Consider the following 14,458-nt stretch of genomic DNA (forward strand, 5'->3'; position numbering starts at 1 on the left):
TTCTATTCCTCACTCTTCAGTAATAACTCTGCCAGATCAAAAAATCTCTTACTGATCGCGGAATCTTTGTCCCCTTCGATCACCGTCATTCCCTGATCCTCATAGCGGATGATCTCATCACTTCTCGGGATTTCCCCGACGATCGGAATCCCGCTTTTTTCGGAAAATGCCTGTACTTTTTCCGTCTCATTTTCCACATTCCTGTGGTTCAGTACAATACCGAATACTCTGGCATAGCTTCTGTCCTCAAAATTCCTCACCGCACTTGAAATATTATTTGCTGCATAAAGTGCCATCTTTTCTCCGGAAGTTACGATCAGAACCTTTTCGGCGTACCCTTCCCGGATCGGTGCTGCAAAGCCACCGCATACCACGTCACCAAGAACGTCATAAAGTACAACATCCGGCTTATATGTTTCAAATAACTGCAAATCTTCTAACAGCTGGAATGTGGCAATAATCCCGCGCCCCGCGCATCCAAGTCCCGGTGTCGGTCCACCTGTTTCAATGCAGAGTACACCACCATAGCCTTCTTTTGCAATATCTGAAAGCTCCTCCGGTTCTTCATCCTCTTCTCTCATATAATTCATCACTGGTCTGAGCGGCTCGCCGCCAAGCAGATTGATCGTAGAATCTGCCTTCGGATCACATCCAATCTGGATTACTTTCTTTCCCATCGCCGCAAATGCTGCCGCCAGGTTGGACGTAATCGTAGACTTTCCAATACCGCCCTTTCCATAAATTGCAACCTTTAACATAATCCTTTTTCCTTTCTATAACCAAGCAGGCAATTTATCGTATACACAAAAAACCCGCCTCCCAAAACGGTAGACGAGTCCCACTATACATCTTCGTATATCACCAACTGTTTCCCGCTCGGATCTACCTTGCCGTCAAAGTCTCTTGTATAAAATTATCTCCATTCAGCATTCAGATAGGAATCTTCCACTCCGTCTGCATCATTATTTTTAATTATATCTCCACGTCTATAGGTCAGTCAATTCTAACTATGTTTTATCATGGTATTTTTCTATATTTTTTCAGATCTTTTCTATGAATAACTGGTCAAATTCCCCACAAAATCTTGTAACAAACTTTATTGCAGCGTATACTACACCTATAAAACAAAATTTTGAGGAGCCCATATGATAAAAAAATTTTCACTACACTGTATAGAAAAAGTTTTATTCTTCATCGGCATTTTTCTGCTCACCAGCGAAATCCTGAAACAATTACTCCTGACCTTCGTCATGAATAATGGGCACTACAACCTGTGGTACTTCCCATTCCAGCTCTGCAGCCTCCCGATGTATCTGCTGGTTCTCTACCCATTTTTTCACACAGAACCTGCCAGAAATACCATCCTCGGCTTCCTTTCCACCTATAATCTTCTCGGTGGAATTGCCGTTTTTTTCGATACCAGTGGAATGCATTATCCGCTTCTGATCCTGACAGTTCACTCCTATCTCTGGCATATTTTACTAATTGTCACAGGAATCCTGTCCGGTATATTTCTGGTACAGAAATCTTTACCAATGACTCCTCTTTCCTGTCCAAAAAATATTAAAAGACAGCCGACTGACGCTTCTTCACGCCGTCTGCTGCCTTCTTTTTCCCGCATCACTTTGCTCTATATTCTGTTTGCTCTCATCGCAGAATATCTGAACCACATTCTGGATCCCTTTGGTGAAATTAATCTTTTCTACATTAATCCAGATTACCGGATGGAACAGATTTTCTTTGTGAAAATTGGTGAACTCTACGGAAATAATTCTGCAATTCTGGTCTATATCCTTGCGACTATATCAGGGGCTGGGATTTTGTATGGAGTCTGGAATCTCATGATCCGTTTTTATTCTTCTCATTGACATTGCTTTGGAGAAATTTCTGCTCCCTTGCTCACATACTCTGCTCCCACCTTCAAACTAAAACGCCCGGATCTTATCCTCCTCATCATCCGTCGTATCTTCAATCTTCCGTATCACAAGCTCATACGAATAATCATCGCTAACCTTCACCTTCACAGTCTCTCCTGCTTTATGCCCGAAGATTGCCTTTCCGATCGGAGATTCGGTACTGATATAATTATGAATTGAATTCCCACGAATCGAAGTAACCAGCTTATAGGTTTCTTCCTCGTCATCCTCCGGAAAATATACGGTCACACGGTTATTGATTCCGGCAACACCTTCTTCGGAAGTATCGGATACAATCTCCGCATTTTTCAGCATTCTTTCCAGATACCGGATCCGGCTTTCATTCTGGTTCTTATATTTTTTTGCTGCATGGTATTCAAAGTTCTCACTTAAGTCTCCTTGCGCACGCGCTTCCTTGACCGCTTCAATGGCTTCCTTACGGATCACATGCTTGCGGTGCTCGATTTCCTCTTCAATTTTCTTTACATCACTTTCTGTAAGCTGCTCACGCATCTTTCCATCCTTCTTTCTGTAAAATAATTTCCATCAAAATATGCATCCACTGATGCACCTAACACAAAGCACCTCAATTGTAGCCAATCGAAGTGCTTCGTAAAATTTTCCAATATCCCTAAAAGAAGATTCTCCGGATATCATTATACATCACAAATACCATCAGGCAAAGAAGAAGTGCCATTCCTGCCAGATGTACATACCCTTCTTTTTCCGGAGGTACCCGCTTTCCGCGGATCACTTCCACGATCAGAAATACCAGACGGCCTCCATCCAGTGCCGGAAGCGGAAGTAAATTCATCACTCCAAGGTTCGCTGAAAGCAAGATCGTCATCTGCAGAAGATTCAGGAAAATCAACAGTGTTCCACCAGATTTGCTTTCCTTATACGTGGTATCCACCGCGCTCACAACGCCCACCGGTCCAGATAACTGATCCACTCCGATCCGTCCTGTCACAAGCTGTTTCAAACTGTCAATCGTCAGATTGATCCAGTATTTAACATTATACGCACTGTATGCGGCAGTCTCAAATACATTGGTCTTAACATAATTGCTGCTCGTAATTCCAATCAGATAATATCCACTGTCATTCTTCTCCGGGGTAACGGAAACCGTATTTTTTTCGCCATTTCTTTTGTATACAATCTTCATCGTCTGTCCCTGATGAAACTGATTGTAAGTAGAAATATCCTTGAAAATATGGATGTTCTTATCATTGATCTTTACAATCTCATCCCCTGCCTGAAGCCCTGCCTCAGCTGCAGGCGTTCCTGCATTTACCGTTCCTATGACCGGTTTGTCTACACCGACAAAGCAGATAATAATGAATGCACCAATAAAGGCAAGAACAAAGTTAAATACCGGACCTGCGGCAATGACCGAGATCCTGCGCCACGGCGATTTGCTGTTGAAGCTTCCCTCTGACAGATCCTCTTTCTCATCTTCCCCCATCACACACGCACCGCCGATCGGCAGTATTTTCAGACAGTAGTCTGTATTTCCGATCTTTTTGTGTGCCAGTGTCGGTCCCATTCCGATCCAGAATTCATACACATTGATTCCATTAATCCTCGCCAGAAGAAAATGTCCCAGTTCATGGAAAAAAACGATGAATCCAAAAAGTAAAATCGCCAGTACGATTCCCATTTGCTACCTCCTGCTTCTGATTCTGTCATACGTTTCCTGCTCTGTGTCCAGAATCTGTTCCACAGTCGGATTCGCAATTGTCTTATGTGCTTTCATGCAGTCTTCGATAATCTCTGTAATTTCCAGATATTTAATTTCCCGGTTCAGGAACTGGCTGACTGCAAATTCATTTGCTGCGTTAAATACCGTTGGAAGTGTTCCACCGCATCGCCCTGCCTCGTAAGCAAGTGCAAGCCCGTAGAAGGTATCCATATCCGGCTTTTCAAAATCAAGGTGTCCGATACTCCAGAAATCCACACGTTCTCCCGGAAGAAATCTTCTTTCCGGATAATAAAGTGCATACTGGATCGGCAGCTTCATATCCGGAGTACCAAGCTGTGCGATCACTGCTCCATCCACATACTCTACCATAGAATGGATCACACTCTGCGGCTGTACAACCACCTGCACATCATCAATATCCACATTAAAAAGCCATCTGGCTTCCATCACTTCCAGTCCTTTATTGACCATGGTCGAAGAATCGATCGTAATCTTACGTCCCATCGCCCAGTTCGGATGCTTCAAAGCATCTTCCACACGGATATTCAGAAGATCCTCCTGCTTCTTTCCACGGAACGGGCCACCGGATGCCGTAAGCAGGATCTTCTTCAATTCATTCTTTCCATGGCTTCCCTGCAGAGACTGGAAAATGGCACTGTGTTCACTGTCCACCGGAAGGATCTTCACACCACATTCCTTTGCAAGCGGCATAATGATATGCCCTGCCGTAACCAGTGTCTCTTTATTTGCGAGGGCAATATCCTTTCCGGCTTTGATCGCTGCAATTGTCGGACGGATGCCGATCATACCCACGATCGCCGTTACAAGGATCTCACTTTCCTCCATCGTGGCAATCTCCAGAAGTCCATCCATTCCGGAAACAACCTTTACATCCAGATCCCGGATCCGGCTTTTCAGTTCCTTTGCCTTCTCTTCTGTCCACATTGCCACAAGTTTTGGCTGGAATTCCCGGATCTGTTTTTCCAGAAGATCCACATTTGTCCCTGCCGCAAGCCCTGTCACTTCGATATCTTTGTTCTCACGGATCACCTCAAGTGTCTGGGTTCCGATCGAACCTGTTGAACCTAATATTGCTATTTTTTTCATTTGAAACCTCCTGTCAGATTACATCAGTGCAACTGCCAGATAATAAATCACCGGAGCCGTGAAGATCACACTGTCGAAACGGTCCAGGATTCCACCGTGTCCCGGAATCAGTTTTCCGTAATCCTTGATCTCATGATTTCTCTTGATCGCAGATGCTGCAAGATCCCCGATCATGGAAATGATTCCACCAACAAAACAGATCAGCGCATATTCGCCGACTCCTGCCGAAGCACCACCCCATTTATTGATTGCAAGAGCGTAAAGCGCGCCGAGAAGTGCTGCGCCTGCAAGTCCACCGATTCCGCCCTCTATGGATTTCTTCGGGCTGAGCTTCGGTGCCATCTTATGCTTTCCGATCAGTACACCCACACAGTACGCACAGGTATCACATCCCCAGGAACATAAAAATACAAGTCCCACGAGGAAAAGTCCGTCTTTCAACAGACGTGTCTGATAAATATAGGATAACATAATCGCCACATAAAATACGCCAAAGTACGCAGTCATTACCTGTTCAGACACATATTTCGGAAAGGCAAATACATAAACTGCCATTACAAGGATCAGCAAAATGATTGCAAACATCATCAGATCTTCTTTTTTCTGTGCACGGATCAAAAAATAATAAGCAACTACACCTATATAGCCTACGATTCCGAGTGGTGCTTTCTCAATCTTTACAACCTTGTAAAGCTCGGAAACTCCGATCAGACTGATGATCAGAAGTGTTGCAAACAATACATTCCCACCAAGGAAGATCGTTGCAAATGCAATGATAACCAGTACAATTCCGCTGAGTAATCTTGTCTTAAACATTTTCTTCGTCCTCCTTGATTCCGCCGTATCTTCTGTCTCTGCTATTATATTGCTCAATTGCTTTTTCTAATTCTTCTTTTGAAAAATCCGGCCACGGAACATCTGTAAAATAAAATTCTGTATAAGCAAGCTGCCATAACAAATAATTGGAAAGCCTGAGTTCTCCGCTGGTACGGATCAGAAGATCCGGATCCGGAATCCCATGTGTATCCAGATATCCTTCAAACAGTTCTTCTGTAATCTCTTCCGGTGCAAATCTGCCATCTGCACAGTCTTTTGTCATTTTTCGCATGGCACGGATCATCTCATCTCTGCTTCCATAATTGATCGCAATCTGGAAATTCAGTCCATCATTATTTTTTGATGCCTCTTCCAGTTCCTTAATTCTGGTACGGATATCTTCATCCAGACCTGTCTTATCTCCGATCACACGGACACGCATCCGGTTCTTTTCCGCCGTCTTCAGACAGGTTTTCATATAGTTACGAAGAAGCTTCATCAGTGCATCCACTTCACTCTTCGGTCGACTCCAGTTCTCTGTGGAAAACGCATAGACCGTCAGATATTTGACACCCATCTTATAAGCAGCCTCACAGATCTTTTCCACATTCTTGCTGCCCTGCGCATGCCCGTAGTTTCTCGGCATTCCCTTTGCTTTCGCCCATCGTCCGTTACCGTCAAGGATAATGGCTATATGCTGCGGTACATTCATCTTTTAACCCTCTCTTGATTGATACTAAATTTGCTGATATAAAAAAGGAAAAGAGGCGCCAAACATCTCGCCGCCCCTTATCTTTCCTTCTTATACTGTCATAACTTCTTTTGACTTTGCATCGACTGCTGCATCAACTTCCTTGATGTATTTGTCAGTCAGCTTCTGAATCTGATCTTCAAGATCCTGAATTTCATCCTCTGAAACGTCTGTGCCTTTCAGCTTCTTGAATGCATCATTTCCATCACGGCGGATGTTACGGACTGCAACCTTGGATGCTTCTCCTTTTTTCTTAACATCTTTCACCAGTTCTTTTCTTCGTTCCTCTGTCAGTTCCGGGAATACCAGACGGATAACAGTACCATCGTTTGTTGGATTGATTCCGATATCAGACATCAGGATTGCTTTCTCAATATCTTTGATGATCTTCTTTTCCCATGGCTGAATCTGAATCATACGTGCTTCCGGAACAGAAATGTTCGCTACCTGCTGGATTGGTGTCGGTGTTCCATAATATTCTACCGTTAATTTGTTCAGAATATTCGGGTTTGCACGTCCTGCACGGATAGAAGCAAGCTCTGTATCCAGTGCATGAATGGTTTTCTGCATCTTTTCATCGTATATTTTTAATTTTTCGTTCATATGTTATCCTCCCTTAATGGGTGCTGCTTATACAGTCACCTTTGTTCCGTTGAAATTACCGCTCATTGTCTCTACGATACTGTTCTCTTCGTTCAGTCCGAATACCAGCATCGGCATCTTATTCTCAAGGCACATGATCGATGCGGTCAGATCTACTGCCATAAGCTTCTTATCGATGATCTCCTGAATAGAAATCTCATCATACTTCTTCGCTTCCGGATTCACCTTCGGATCGCTGTCATAGATTCCGTCAATTGCTTTTGCAAGAAGCATTGCATCTGCTTCAATCTCAATTGCACGGAGAACAGCTCCTGTATCTGTTGAAAAATACGGATGTCCTGTGCCACCTGCGAAAAAGATTACTTTTCCTTCGTTCAGTGCTTCCACTGCTGCATCTTTTGAAAACAGGGAAGTGAATGCTCCACAGACAAATGGAGTGAAAACCTCTGTCTTCATGCCTACATGTCTGAAAATATCGGATACATAGATGCAGTTCATCACCGTTGCAAGCATTCCGATCTGGTCAGCTTTGGTACGGTCGATCGTCTCACTGGTTCTTCCTCTCCAGAAATTACCGCCTCCGGTTACGATTGCAACCTGGATTCCCTGATCTACGATCTGCTTTACCTGCTTTGCAACGCCAATGCATGTTGCTTCATCAAAACCTGTCTTTTTGTCTCCTGCAAGTGCTTCTCCGCTTAATTTTAAAAGAACTCTTTTCATCTGTCTTTGCTCCTGTCTCTTGGTTTTTAAGATACTTTCGCATACCTGGATTTAGTATAGCATACCTGGGTTTAAAATGGAAGTTCTAAGTTTATTACATTGAGGGTGGGTAGCGCAAAATTTTGTAGAATTGGAGGAATTGACGCAGAATGTGCAAATGATTGGAACTATGCTTCTTTATTTTCTGGCTTTCCTGGCAACTGGGCGAGGATGATGGCACTGAACATCAGAATGCATCCTGCTATTTCTCGGATACTTAGTTTCTGACCTAATATCACCCAGCCTCCGAGGACAGAGAATACGGACTCCAGACTGAGGATCAGGGATGCCACGGTTGGATCGGCATCTTTTTGTGCCACGATCTGGAGGGTATAGGCTACACCACTTGAGAGAACTCCGGCATAAAGTACCGGTACTGCTGCTGCGAAAATATCTGACAGCCGTGGTGTTTCAAATAAAAACATTGGAATTGCCGACAAAACTCCGGTTATAAAGAACTGGGTGCAGGCGATCCGCACACCGTCTGCTTTTGGTGAAAAATAATCGATCACCAGAATGTGGATGGTAAATACAACCGCACATAGCAGTACCAGAATGTCTCCTTTTGCAAGTACCAGCTTATCGGTAATACACAGCAAATACAAGCCTGCGACAGAAATTGCCACGCTTATCCAGATTCTCACTCCGGCTTTCTTTTTCAGAAAAATTCCAAAGATCGGCACAAGCACGATATAAAGTGCTGTAATAAATCCGGCTTTTCCTACCGTTGTGTACTGTATTCCGATCTGCTGCAGGTTACTTGCCACACAAAGTGCCAGTCCACAACAGATTCCACCCAGGATGACATTCTTTTTTTCTTCTTTCCTATCTGTTTTTTTCTGTCTTTCTGCTCCGTCATTTTTCGCACGCCATTTGTCCAGGAAACAGATACATGGAATCAGAAAAATCCCACCAATCAAAGAGCGTACACAGGTAAATGTAAATGGCCCGATATAATCCATCCCCACGCTCTGTGCTACAAAAGCTGTTCCCCAGATAAATGCGGTCAAAAAGAGCATCAGTGTATTCTTTCCTGTCATTTTCTTCATCGAGCCGTCTCCTATTTGCCAAGTTCGTGAAGATATAATTTTGCTTCTGTTTCAATGAAGATCGTTCCGGCTCCGTTTACACTGAAGAATTCGATTAGAAGAACGTGACGGATTCTTCCGTCCAGAATATGTACACGGTTGACACCATTTTTTGATGCCTGAAGACCATAGCCGATGATCTCGTCAAATTCTTTCGGGAAATTACGTTCTTTGCGCAGTTTTTCTACTTCCGGGACGGTAATCTTATAATAAATATCTTTTCTCTCTTCGTCTTTGTAGATTCCAGGATATTTTGACAGATAAACCAGCTTGTCCGCCTGCATCTTCTCTGCAATCTCAAGTGCAGTCTCTCTTGGATCAATATATTCGCTTTCGTTGTCGATATCATTTGGCACGATGACCGGAATATAATCATTGTCCAGCATCAGACCAATCGTCTCTGTATCCACACCGCAGATACCGATTGCCTTAACTCCACAGAGTTCAAGGAGCTTGGCAATCCGCTTATTTTCACGGAATTTGTCCAGTCCCATACGGGTAGCATGTACCACAATCGGACGCATACCAACGCTCTTTAAAAGAACGATATCCTGCATCAGTCTCTGCTCTTCCACTCCGCTGAGCCACTCGGCACATCCGTACTCGATAACTACTGTCTTCTGATTAAAGTCTCTGATATATGGTAATGCATCTATCAGGATTGAAGCTTTATGCTCCACAAGTTCTAATTCTTTATCCATGATTACACCTCATTTTTTGTTTTATCTAAAACAGTATAGCATAGAATGATCTCTATTTGAAGAACCCATTTTTCACAAAAAACAGAAAGTGGCAAATGTTCTGTAAAATCACCCTTTTTCGCTGCTACCACCATTTTTTTCACATCCATTATACCCGGAAGAACCGGTTCCTTGCATCAGCAAAGTACCGGTTCCTCTGTCTCATTCATTTGATTCGTGATATAGGCTTCCATTCCGCTCTCCGGAATCCCAAGTGCTATGGATAGCTCCGAATACAGGTTGCCTTCTGCCATCCTCAGATAACGTTCGTCAGTCGCCGTGATCTTCTTTCCCTGCTTCAGGCGGGACATCTTCCGCTGATAAAGGGTCTTGATGATCCGCACCCATTCTGCACATTTGCAGCTTTTCATGCATTCCTTGTACTTTTCCTCTCTCTGCTTCTCGCTTCCGATCCAGAGTCCTTCGATCTGTGGAATCTCACGGATCAATTCTTCTGCTTCTTCTTTGGAAATGACTTTTCTCATGACAATCTTCTCATTGTCTACCGGTGTAAATACTTTTCCATGCTTTTCACGTACCGGTCGCAGAATATAATACAGTTTGTCCTTCGGCACTCCGTCCATTTTCAGCGTCGTAATTTCAGTCACTTCACAAATTCCTGTCCGGCCATAAACAATCAAATCTCCTACTTCGTACATTTTCTTCCTTCTTTCTTAAACTTGCCGAATCTCTACTTCTTTATTTTATCAGAAAATTAGTTTAAATTCTAATGTTTTTCAGATTTTTGTGAATCTTAGTCAAAGCTAACGCCTGTGGTTTTATGCAATTTTACTAGAAAATAGGGGGATTTTGTCGCAAGATGCGTCCCAAAAAGAGTCCTGCCCCATTCTTTTTGGGACTTAGACACTCGACTAAAATTTACTCTTTTTCCACAGTACGAGAAATTGATAAAACCGGGGGAGGGGCGCTTGACCGTTGTTCCAGGTGGAAGGTGTTTCTTGAAGATACGCTTTATTCATATGGGCACTCTTTCAATAAACATTCAACCGCCATCCGGTATTCCCGGATGGTCTGGCTTTTGCGGATTTGCGTCAGATATTCTTCGCTGTTTTTAAAGTTTTTTCCAAGATACCACCAGAGTTCTTTCATTTTGACTACTGCGTTTTTTTCTTCTGGAGATTTTTCGATATAGGCATCAAGAAGATGATCGCAGAATGTAGCAATCTTCTTGGTGTCAAATGTAGATTTCCCTTTTATAACTGCCGGAAGAAATGGGTTCATCAGAATTCCTCTTCCGAGCATGATGCATTCTGCTTCGGGAAATTTCTCCTGGAAAATTTTGTAGTCTTCCGCACAAAAAATGTCTCCATTATAGACCAGAGGATTTTTGCTGTTCCGGCAGGCGTAGGCAAAAGTGGTCCAGTCGGGTTTGTTTTTGTAGTAATCCTGCTGGACTCTTGGATGAAGGATCAGTTCTTCCAGAGGATATTGGTTATAGATATCCAGAAGCTCTTCGAACTCTTCCTGATCATATTTACCGCTTCTTGTTTTGATAGAGATTTTCATATCGAGTTGATCGAAAACTTCGGCAAGGAAATGATTCAGTTCATCGGGATAAAACAAAAAACCGGATCCCCTTTTCCGGTTGACGACTGTTTTGGAGGGGCAGCCGAGATTCAGATTGACTTCTTCATATCCGAATTCTTTCAACTGCCGGGCCAGACGGATGAAATCCTCGGCGCGGTTGGTCAGGATCTGCGGAACGGTATACATGCCCTCATTATTTTCCGGAAGGATCTCATTCCATTCCTGTCTGCTGAATTTGCCTTTCGGGTTTGGATTTAAAAATGGTGTAAAATATTTATCCATTGGTTCAAAAAAGGTGTGATACGCCCTGCGGTATACCTCACCTGTAATGCCCTCCATTGGCGCCAGATAGATTTTCATAACCTTTCTACCTCCGTCACATAAAGTGTTTCTTTGTCTACCCGGAAATGAATTTCCATTCCCGCGTAAGCCATGCCGTAAATCCGGACTGGATCCTTTTGATAAGAAGGTCTCGGATCCTGCTCCAGGATCTGAATCAGTGCTGCTCTTTTTTCAGCCGGAATCTGTTCCAAATACATTTCCGGGAAATTCACATCCAATTTATAATCTTTCTTTTCTTCCGCGAAACCGCCTTTTGCCTCCGGGTGGCTATCCACGTATGGAAGGTAGGGCTTGATATCGTAGATCGGCGTCATATCCAGAAGATCCGCACCTTCCACGATCAGCACCGGACCTTCTTTTTCCCGGAATTCTACCCCAATAAGCTTTACGGAAGAAAGTCCGATCGGATTCGGGCGAAATGGAGAACGGGTGGCAAAAACTCCCACCCGTCTGTTACCACCAAGCCGCGGTGGACGTACCGTCGGGCTCCAGGTATCCCGGATAGATTCCGAAAATTCCCAGATCAGCCACAGATAATCATACGCCTCGATTTCCCGCAGTGCATCCGCATTCTGATATTCCGGCAGAAAATGGATTTCTGCCCGGGTATCCGCAAGATTACTCTGTCGCGGAATCCCGAATTTCTCCACAAAATCAGATCTTATATACGCGATCTGCTTTATTTGCATTGTTCTTTTTCTCCATCAACAAACATCATCACAAAAGCAACTGCCAGAATTGCAGAAGCGATCAGAAGTGCCTTTTCAGCAAACATTTCCACACAGGCATTTCCGATAACTGCGCCGATCACAAAGAAGAAGATGATTCCATAGTACAAAAGTCCTTTCTTGATATACTCTTTATCCTTCGTGTTCGCATAACTGCACATATGCTGGGTCGCACTTCGTAAGTTTCCGATGCACATGGTGGTTGCAATTCCGTTTCCATGGATTTTGCGGAAGCTTTCCACCTGAATCCCACACGCAAGGGACGTGAGTGCATTCGCCACCAGATTAAAATCCTGTGGGATAAAGCTGACACTCAGCAGGATCACTGCCTCACAGAATACCGAAATCTGTCTCCAGTGCAGAAGTGTCAGATTTTTCGTCCGTATTTTCACCAGATCCGCAAGGGCGATTCCAATGGCAAATGCCAGCACCGGAACCAGATAGTGGAGTGCCATATGCCAGTTTCTCTCTGAAATATTGATTCCAAGAAGCAGAATATTTCCGGTTTGTGCATTGGCAAATACTTTTCCTCTGCACATATAGGAATAGGCATCCATAAATCCACCGGCAATCGCAAGGATCACACCAAGTTTAATTGATTCTGACATCTGTTTTGAAAATTTCAAGTTACTCATCCTCTCTGTCGTATGCTTTGATGTATACAAAATTTTCATTGTTTCGTTCTGTATGATAATCCAAATTCAGTGCCGCGTCAAGAAAATCCTTACCACCGGACTCCACTGCCTTCACCGTCATGCCAAGTGCCGCTTCCACGTCCTGCACCGTCAGATCATCCAGAAAGACCTCTTCTCCGCTTCGCAGCATATTGATCGGAATCTGCAGAGTATCTCCCAGGTCCTCTCCTGCTTCTTTTCTCTCTTTTAACTGTGCCACCAGATCCTGTCCGGTAATCAGACCGGATACGGTGATCGTCTCACCAAAGAAATCATTACGGATGCAGACAACCGTGATCTTTACTTTTGGAAATGCTTCCGTGATCCTGTCTGCAAATTCCTGAATTGTCGGATACGCAAGCTTTGCAGTCGCAATGGTAAATGTCCGTGCGATCCCTTCTTTTAACTTTGGATATTCTTCACTTTCCTGAAGCTCTTCAAAGGCATGGTAAAATTCATCCCGTAGAAGCCGCATCATGCCAACACCATTTTCCAGCTGGATATATCCGTCATAACGTCCTTCCTCTGGGAAATCCCGCTCTGCAAGGATATACCACTCGTCACTTGCATGGATAAAATGAAGTCCAAACTCGTCATACGCCTTCTTCTGATAGCTCTCGATCAAATCAATGATCTCTTCCGCTTCTTCTTTATCAAAAAGCTCCAGTGGATAAAGTCCCTCCCTGTATTTGGAAAGTCCTGCCGGAACCACTGACACACTCCGCATAAACGGCAGATACTTCATCAGATCTTCGATAGAACGCTTCAGCTCATCCTTATCATTAACTCCCTTGCACAGTACGATCTGCCCATTCATCTCCACATGTCCGGCATACAGATCATCCAGGAATTTCAGCTTTTCTCCGGCGAAACGATTGTGGAGCATCTTGCAGCGCAGTTCCGGGTTCGTTGTCTGCACAGAAATATTGATCGGCGCAAGCTGCATCTCGATAATACGGTCCACATCTTTCTGCTTCATATTCGTCAGGGTAATATAATTGCCCTGCAGGAAAGACAGACGGGAATCATCATCTTTAAAATACAAGGTCTCACGCATTCCCGGCGGCATCTGGTCGATAAAACAGAAAATACACTTGTTGCTGCAGGAACGGTAGTCGCTCATCAGACCATTTTCAAATTCTACGCCAAGGTCATCGTCATATTCTTTCTCGATCTCCAGAAGCCATTCTTCCCCGTCCGGCTTGCGGATCAGCACTTCTACATACTCATCCTTGATCATGTAACGATAATCAAAAACGTCCTCTATTTTCTGGTTGTTTATTCGTAGAAGGACATCTCCCGGCTCGATCTCCATCGCCTCGGCAATTGAATCCGGGTAAACCTCACGGATCAGATGTCCCTGATACTCATTTTTCTTACTCAAATTATATTCCTCCCCAAATTCGGAATCGGAAACAAAACCTTTTCCAGGCTAGCTTCCTCTTTCATGTAATCCTCATATTTTTATCATAAACGACTTTTTCTGCAATGATTACATACTTTTTCATCATACCATAAAACTGAAAATTTCGGTAGGGATAAAATTCAGAAGCCTGAAACAGAAGCCTGAAACAAAAATTCACCCATAAATTCAAACGATACCTTCCATTCTCCAGCAAAACACCGGGGAACGAAACCTTTTACGGTTCCATTCCCCGGTGTCCGGTTTGTATATATGGTT

General features: G+C 43.8%; 17 protein-coding genes. 1 reads left to right on the forward strand and 16 read right to left on the reverse strand.

Going from position 1 to position 14,458, the window contains the following annotated elements:
* Positions 1–2 precede the first annotated feature (2 nt).
* Positions 3–758 (reverse strand): nucleotide-binding protein, encoded by a 756-nt coding sequence (locus tag PGW42_RS00510; RefSeq protein ID WP_022220578.1) that lies wholly within the window; start codon positions 756–758, stop codon positions 3–5.
* A gap of 387 nt (positions 759–1,145) precedes the next feature.
* Between PGW42_RS00510 and PGW42_RS00515 the strand changes: the two genes are divergently transcribed.
* Entirely contained in the window at positions 1,146–1,868 is a 723-nt protein-coding gene (locus PGW42_RS00515; RefSeq protein WP_270203071.1) for a hypothetical protein, read from the forward strand.
* A 57-nt stretch (positions 1,869–1,925) separates the two neighbouring features.
* Here PGW42_RS00515 and greA read toward each other — a convergent pair whose 3' ends face one another.
* From greA to PGW42_RS00590, 15 genes are all read right to left on the reverse strand, one after another.
* A complete protein-coding gene (greA, locus tag PGW42_RS00520; protein ID WP_118217815.1) occupies positions 1,926–2,429 on the reverse strand; it encodes a transcription elongation factor GreA in 504 nt (167 codons plus the stop codon).
* A gap of 118 nt (positions 2,430–2,547) precedes the next feature.
* Positions 2,548–3,576 carry an RIP metalloprotease RseP gene (gene rseP, locus PGW42_RS00525; protein WP_270203069.1) on the reverse strand — a complete coding sequence of 343 codons (1,029 nt, stop codon included), beginning with the start codon at positions 3,574–3,576 and terminating at the stop codon, positions 2,548–2,550.
* Positions 3,577–3,579: 3 nt separating this feature from the next.
* Entirely contained in the window at positions 3,580–4,725 is a 1,146-nt protein-coding gene (dxr, locus tag PGW42_RS00530; RefSeq protein ID WP_215685922.1) for a 1-deoxy-D-xylulose-5-phosphate reductoisomerase, read from the reverse strand.
* 18 nt (positions 4,726–4,743) lie between these two features.
* Positions 4,744–5,541 (reverse strand): phosphatidate cytidylyltransferase, encoded by a 798-nt coding sequence (locus PGW42_RS00535; RefSeq protein ID WP_270203068.1) that lies wholly within the window; start codon positions 5,539–5,541, stop codon positions 4,744–4,746.
* The gene (locus tag PGW42_RS00540) at positions 5,534–6,253 is read right to left on the reverse strand and encodes an isoprenyl transferase (RefSeq protein ID WP_055248260.1); all 720 of its coding nucleotides are present in this window, start codon (positions 6,251–6,253) and stop codon (positions 5,534–5,536) included. Before PGW42_RS00540 ends, PGW42_RS00535 begins: the two co-directional genes overlap by 8 nt.
* Positions 6,254–6,343: 90 nt before the next feature.
* Complete coding sequence (gene frr, locus PGW42_RS00545) at positions 6,344–6,895, reverse strand: ribosome recycling factor (protein WP_008372365.1); 552 nt, start codon at positions 6,893–6,895, stop codon at positions 6,344–6,346.
* A gap of 27 nt (positions 6,896–6,922) precedes the next feature.
* Positions 6,923–7,618 carry a UMP kinase gene (gene pyrH, locus PGW42_RS00550; protein WP_022220574.1) on the reverse strand — a complete coding sequence of 232 codons (696 nt, stop codon included), beginning with the start codon at positions 7,616–7,618 and terminating at the stop codon, positions 6,923–6,925.
* Between the two features lie 167 nt (positions 7,619–7,785).
* Positions 7,786–8,706: a DMT family transporter gene (locus PGW42_RS00555; protein WP_182438649.1), complete on the reverse strand. Its 921-nt coding sequence runs from the start codon at positions 8,704–8,706 to the stop codon at positions 7,786–7,788.
* A gap of 11 nt (positions 8,707–8,717) precedes the next feature.
* Positions 8,718–9,446, reverse strand: a complete 729-nt coding sequence (locus PGW42_RS00560) for an amino acid kinase family protein (protein ID WP_008372369.1) — start codon at positions 9,444–9,446, stop codon at positions 8,718–8,720.
* Between the two features lie 2 nt (positions 9,447–9,448).
* On the reverse strand, positions 9,449–9,580 hold the full coding sequence (locus PGW42_RS00565; RefSeq protein WP_270203066.1) for a hypothetical protein: 132 nt from the start codon (positions 9,578–9,580) through the stop codon (positions 9,449–9,451).
* A 42-nt stretch (positions 9,581–9,622) separates the two neighbouring features.
* Positions 9,623–10,144, reverse strand: a complete 522-nt coding sequence (locus PGW42_RS00570; RefSeq protein ID WP_118217770.1) for a CarD family transcriptional regulator — start codon at positions 10,142–10,144, stop codon at positions 9,623–9,625.
* A gap of 313 nt (positions 10,145–10,457) precedes the next feature.
* The gene (locus tag PGW42_RS00575; protein ID WP_117834526.1) at positions 10,458–11,393 is read right to left on the reverse strand and encodes a tRNA dihydrouridine synthase; all 936 of its coding nucleotides are present in this window, start codon (positions 11,391–11,393) and stop codon (positions 10,458–10,460) included.
* Positions 11,390–12,064: a tRNA (N6-threonylcarbamoyladenosine(37)-N6)-methyltransferase TrmO gene (gene tsaA, locus PGW42_RS00580; protein WP_270203065.1), complete on the reverse strand. Its 675-nt coding sequence runs from the start codon at positions 12,062–12,064 to the stop codon at positions 11,390–11,392. The genes PGW42_RS00575 and tsaA overlap by 4 nt, the downstream gene beginning before the upstream one ends.
* A complete protein-coding gene (locus PGW42_RS00585; protein WP_055158490.1) occupies positions 12,055–12,729 on the reverse strand; it encodes a YoaK family protein in 675 nt (224 codons plus the stop codon). Before PGW42_RS00585 ends, tsaA begins: the two co-directional genes overlap by 10 nt.
* Before the next feature lies 1 nt (position 12,730).
* Entirely contained in the window at positions 12,731–14,161 is a 1,431-nt protein-coding gene (locus PGW42_RS00590; protein WP_270203064.1) for a DUF512 domain-containing protein, read from the reverse strand.
* Between the last annotated feature and the right edge of the window lie 297 nt (positions 14,162–14,458).

The sequence above is a fragment of the Coprococcus sp. TM115-187 genome (assembly GCF_027679115.1).
GTDB classification, from domain to species: domain Bacteria; phylum Bacillota; class Clostridia; order Lachnospirales; family Lachnospiraceae; genus Allocoprococcus; species Allocoprococcus comes.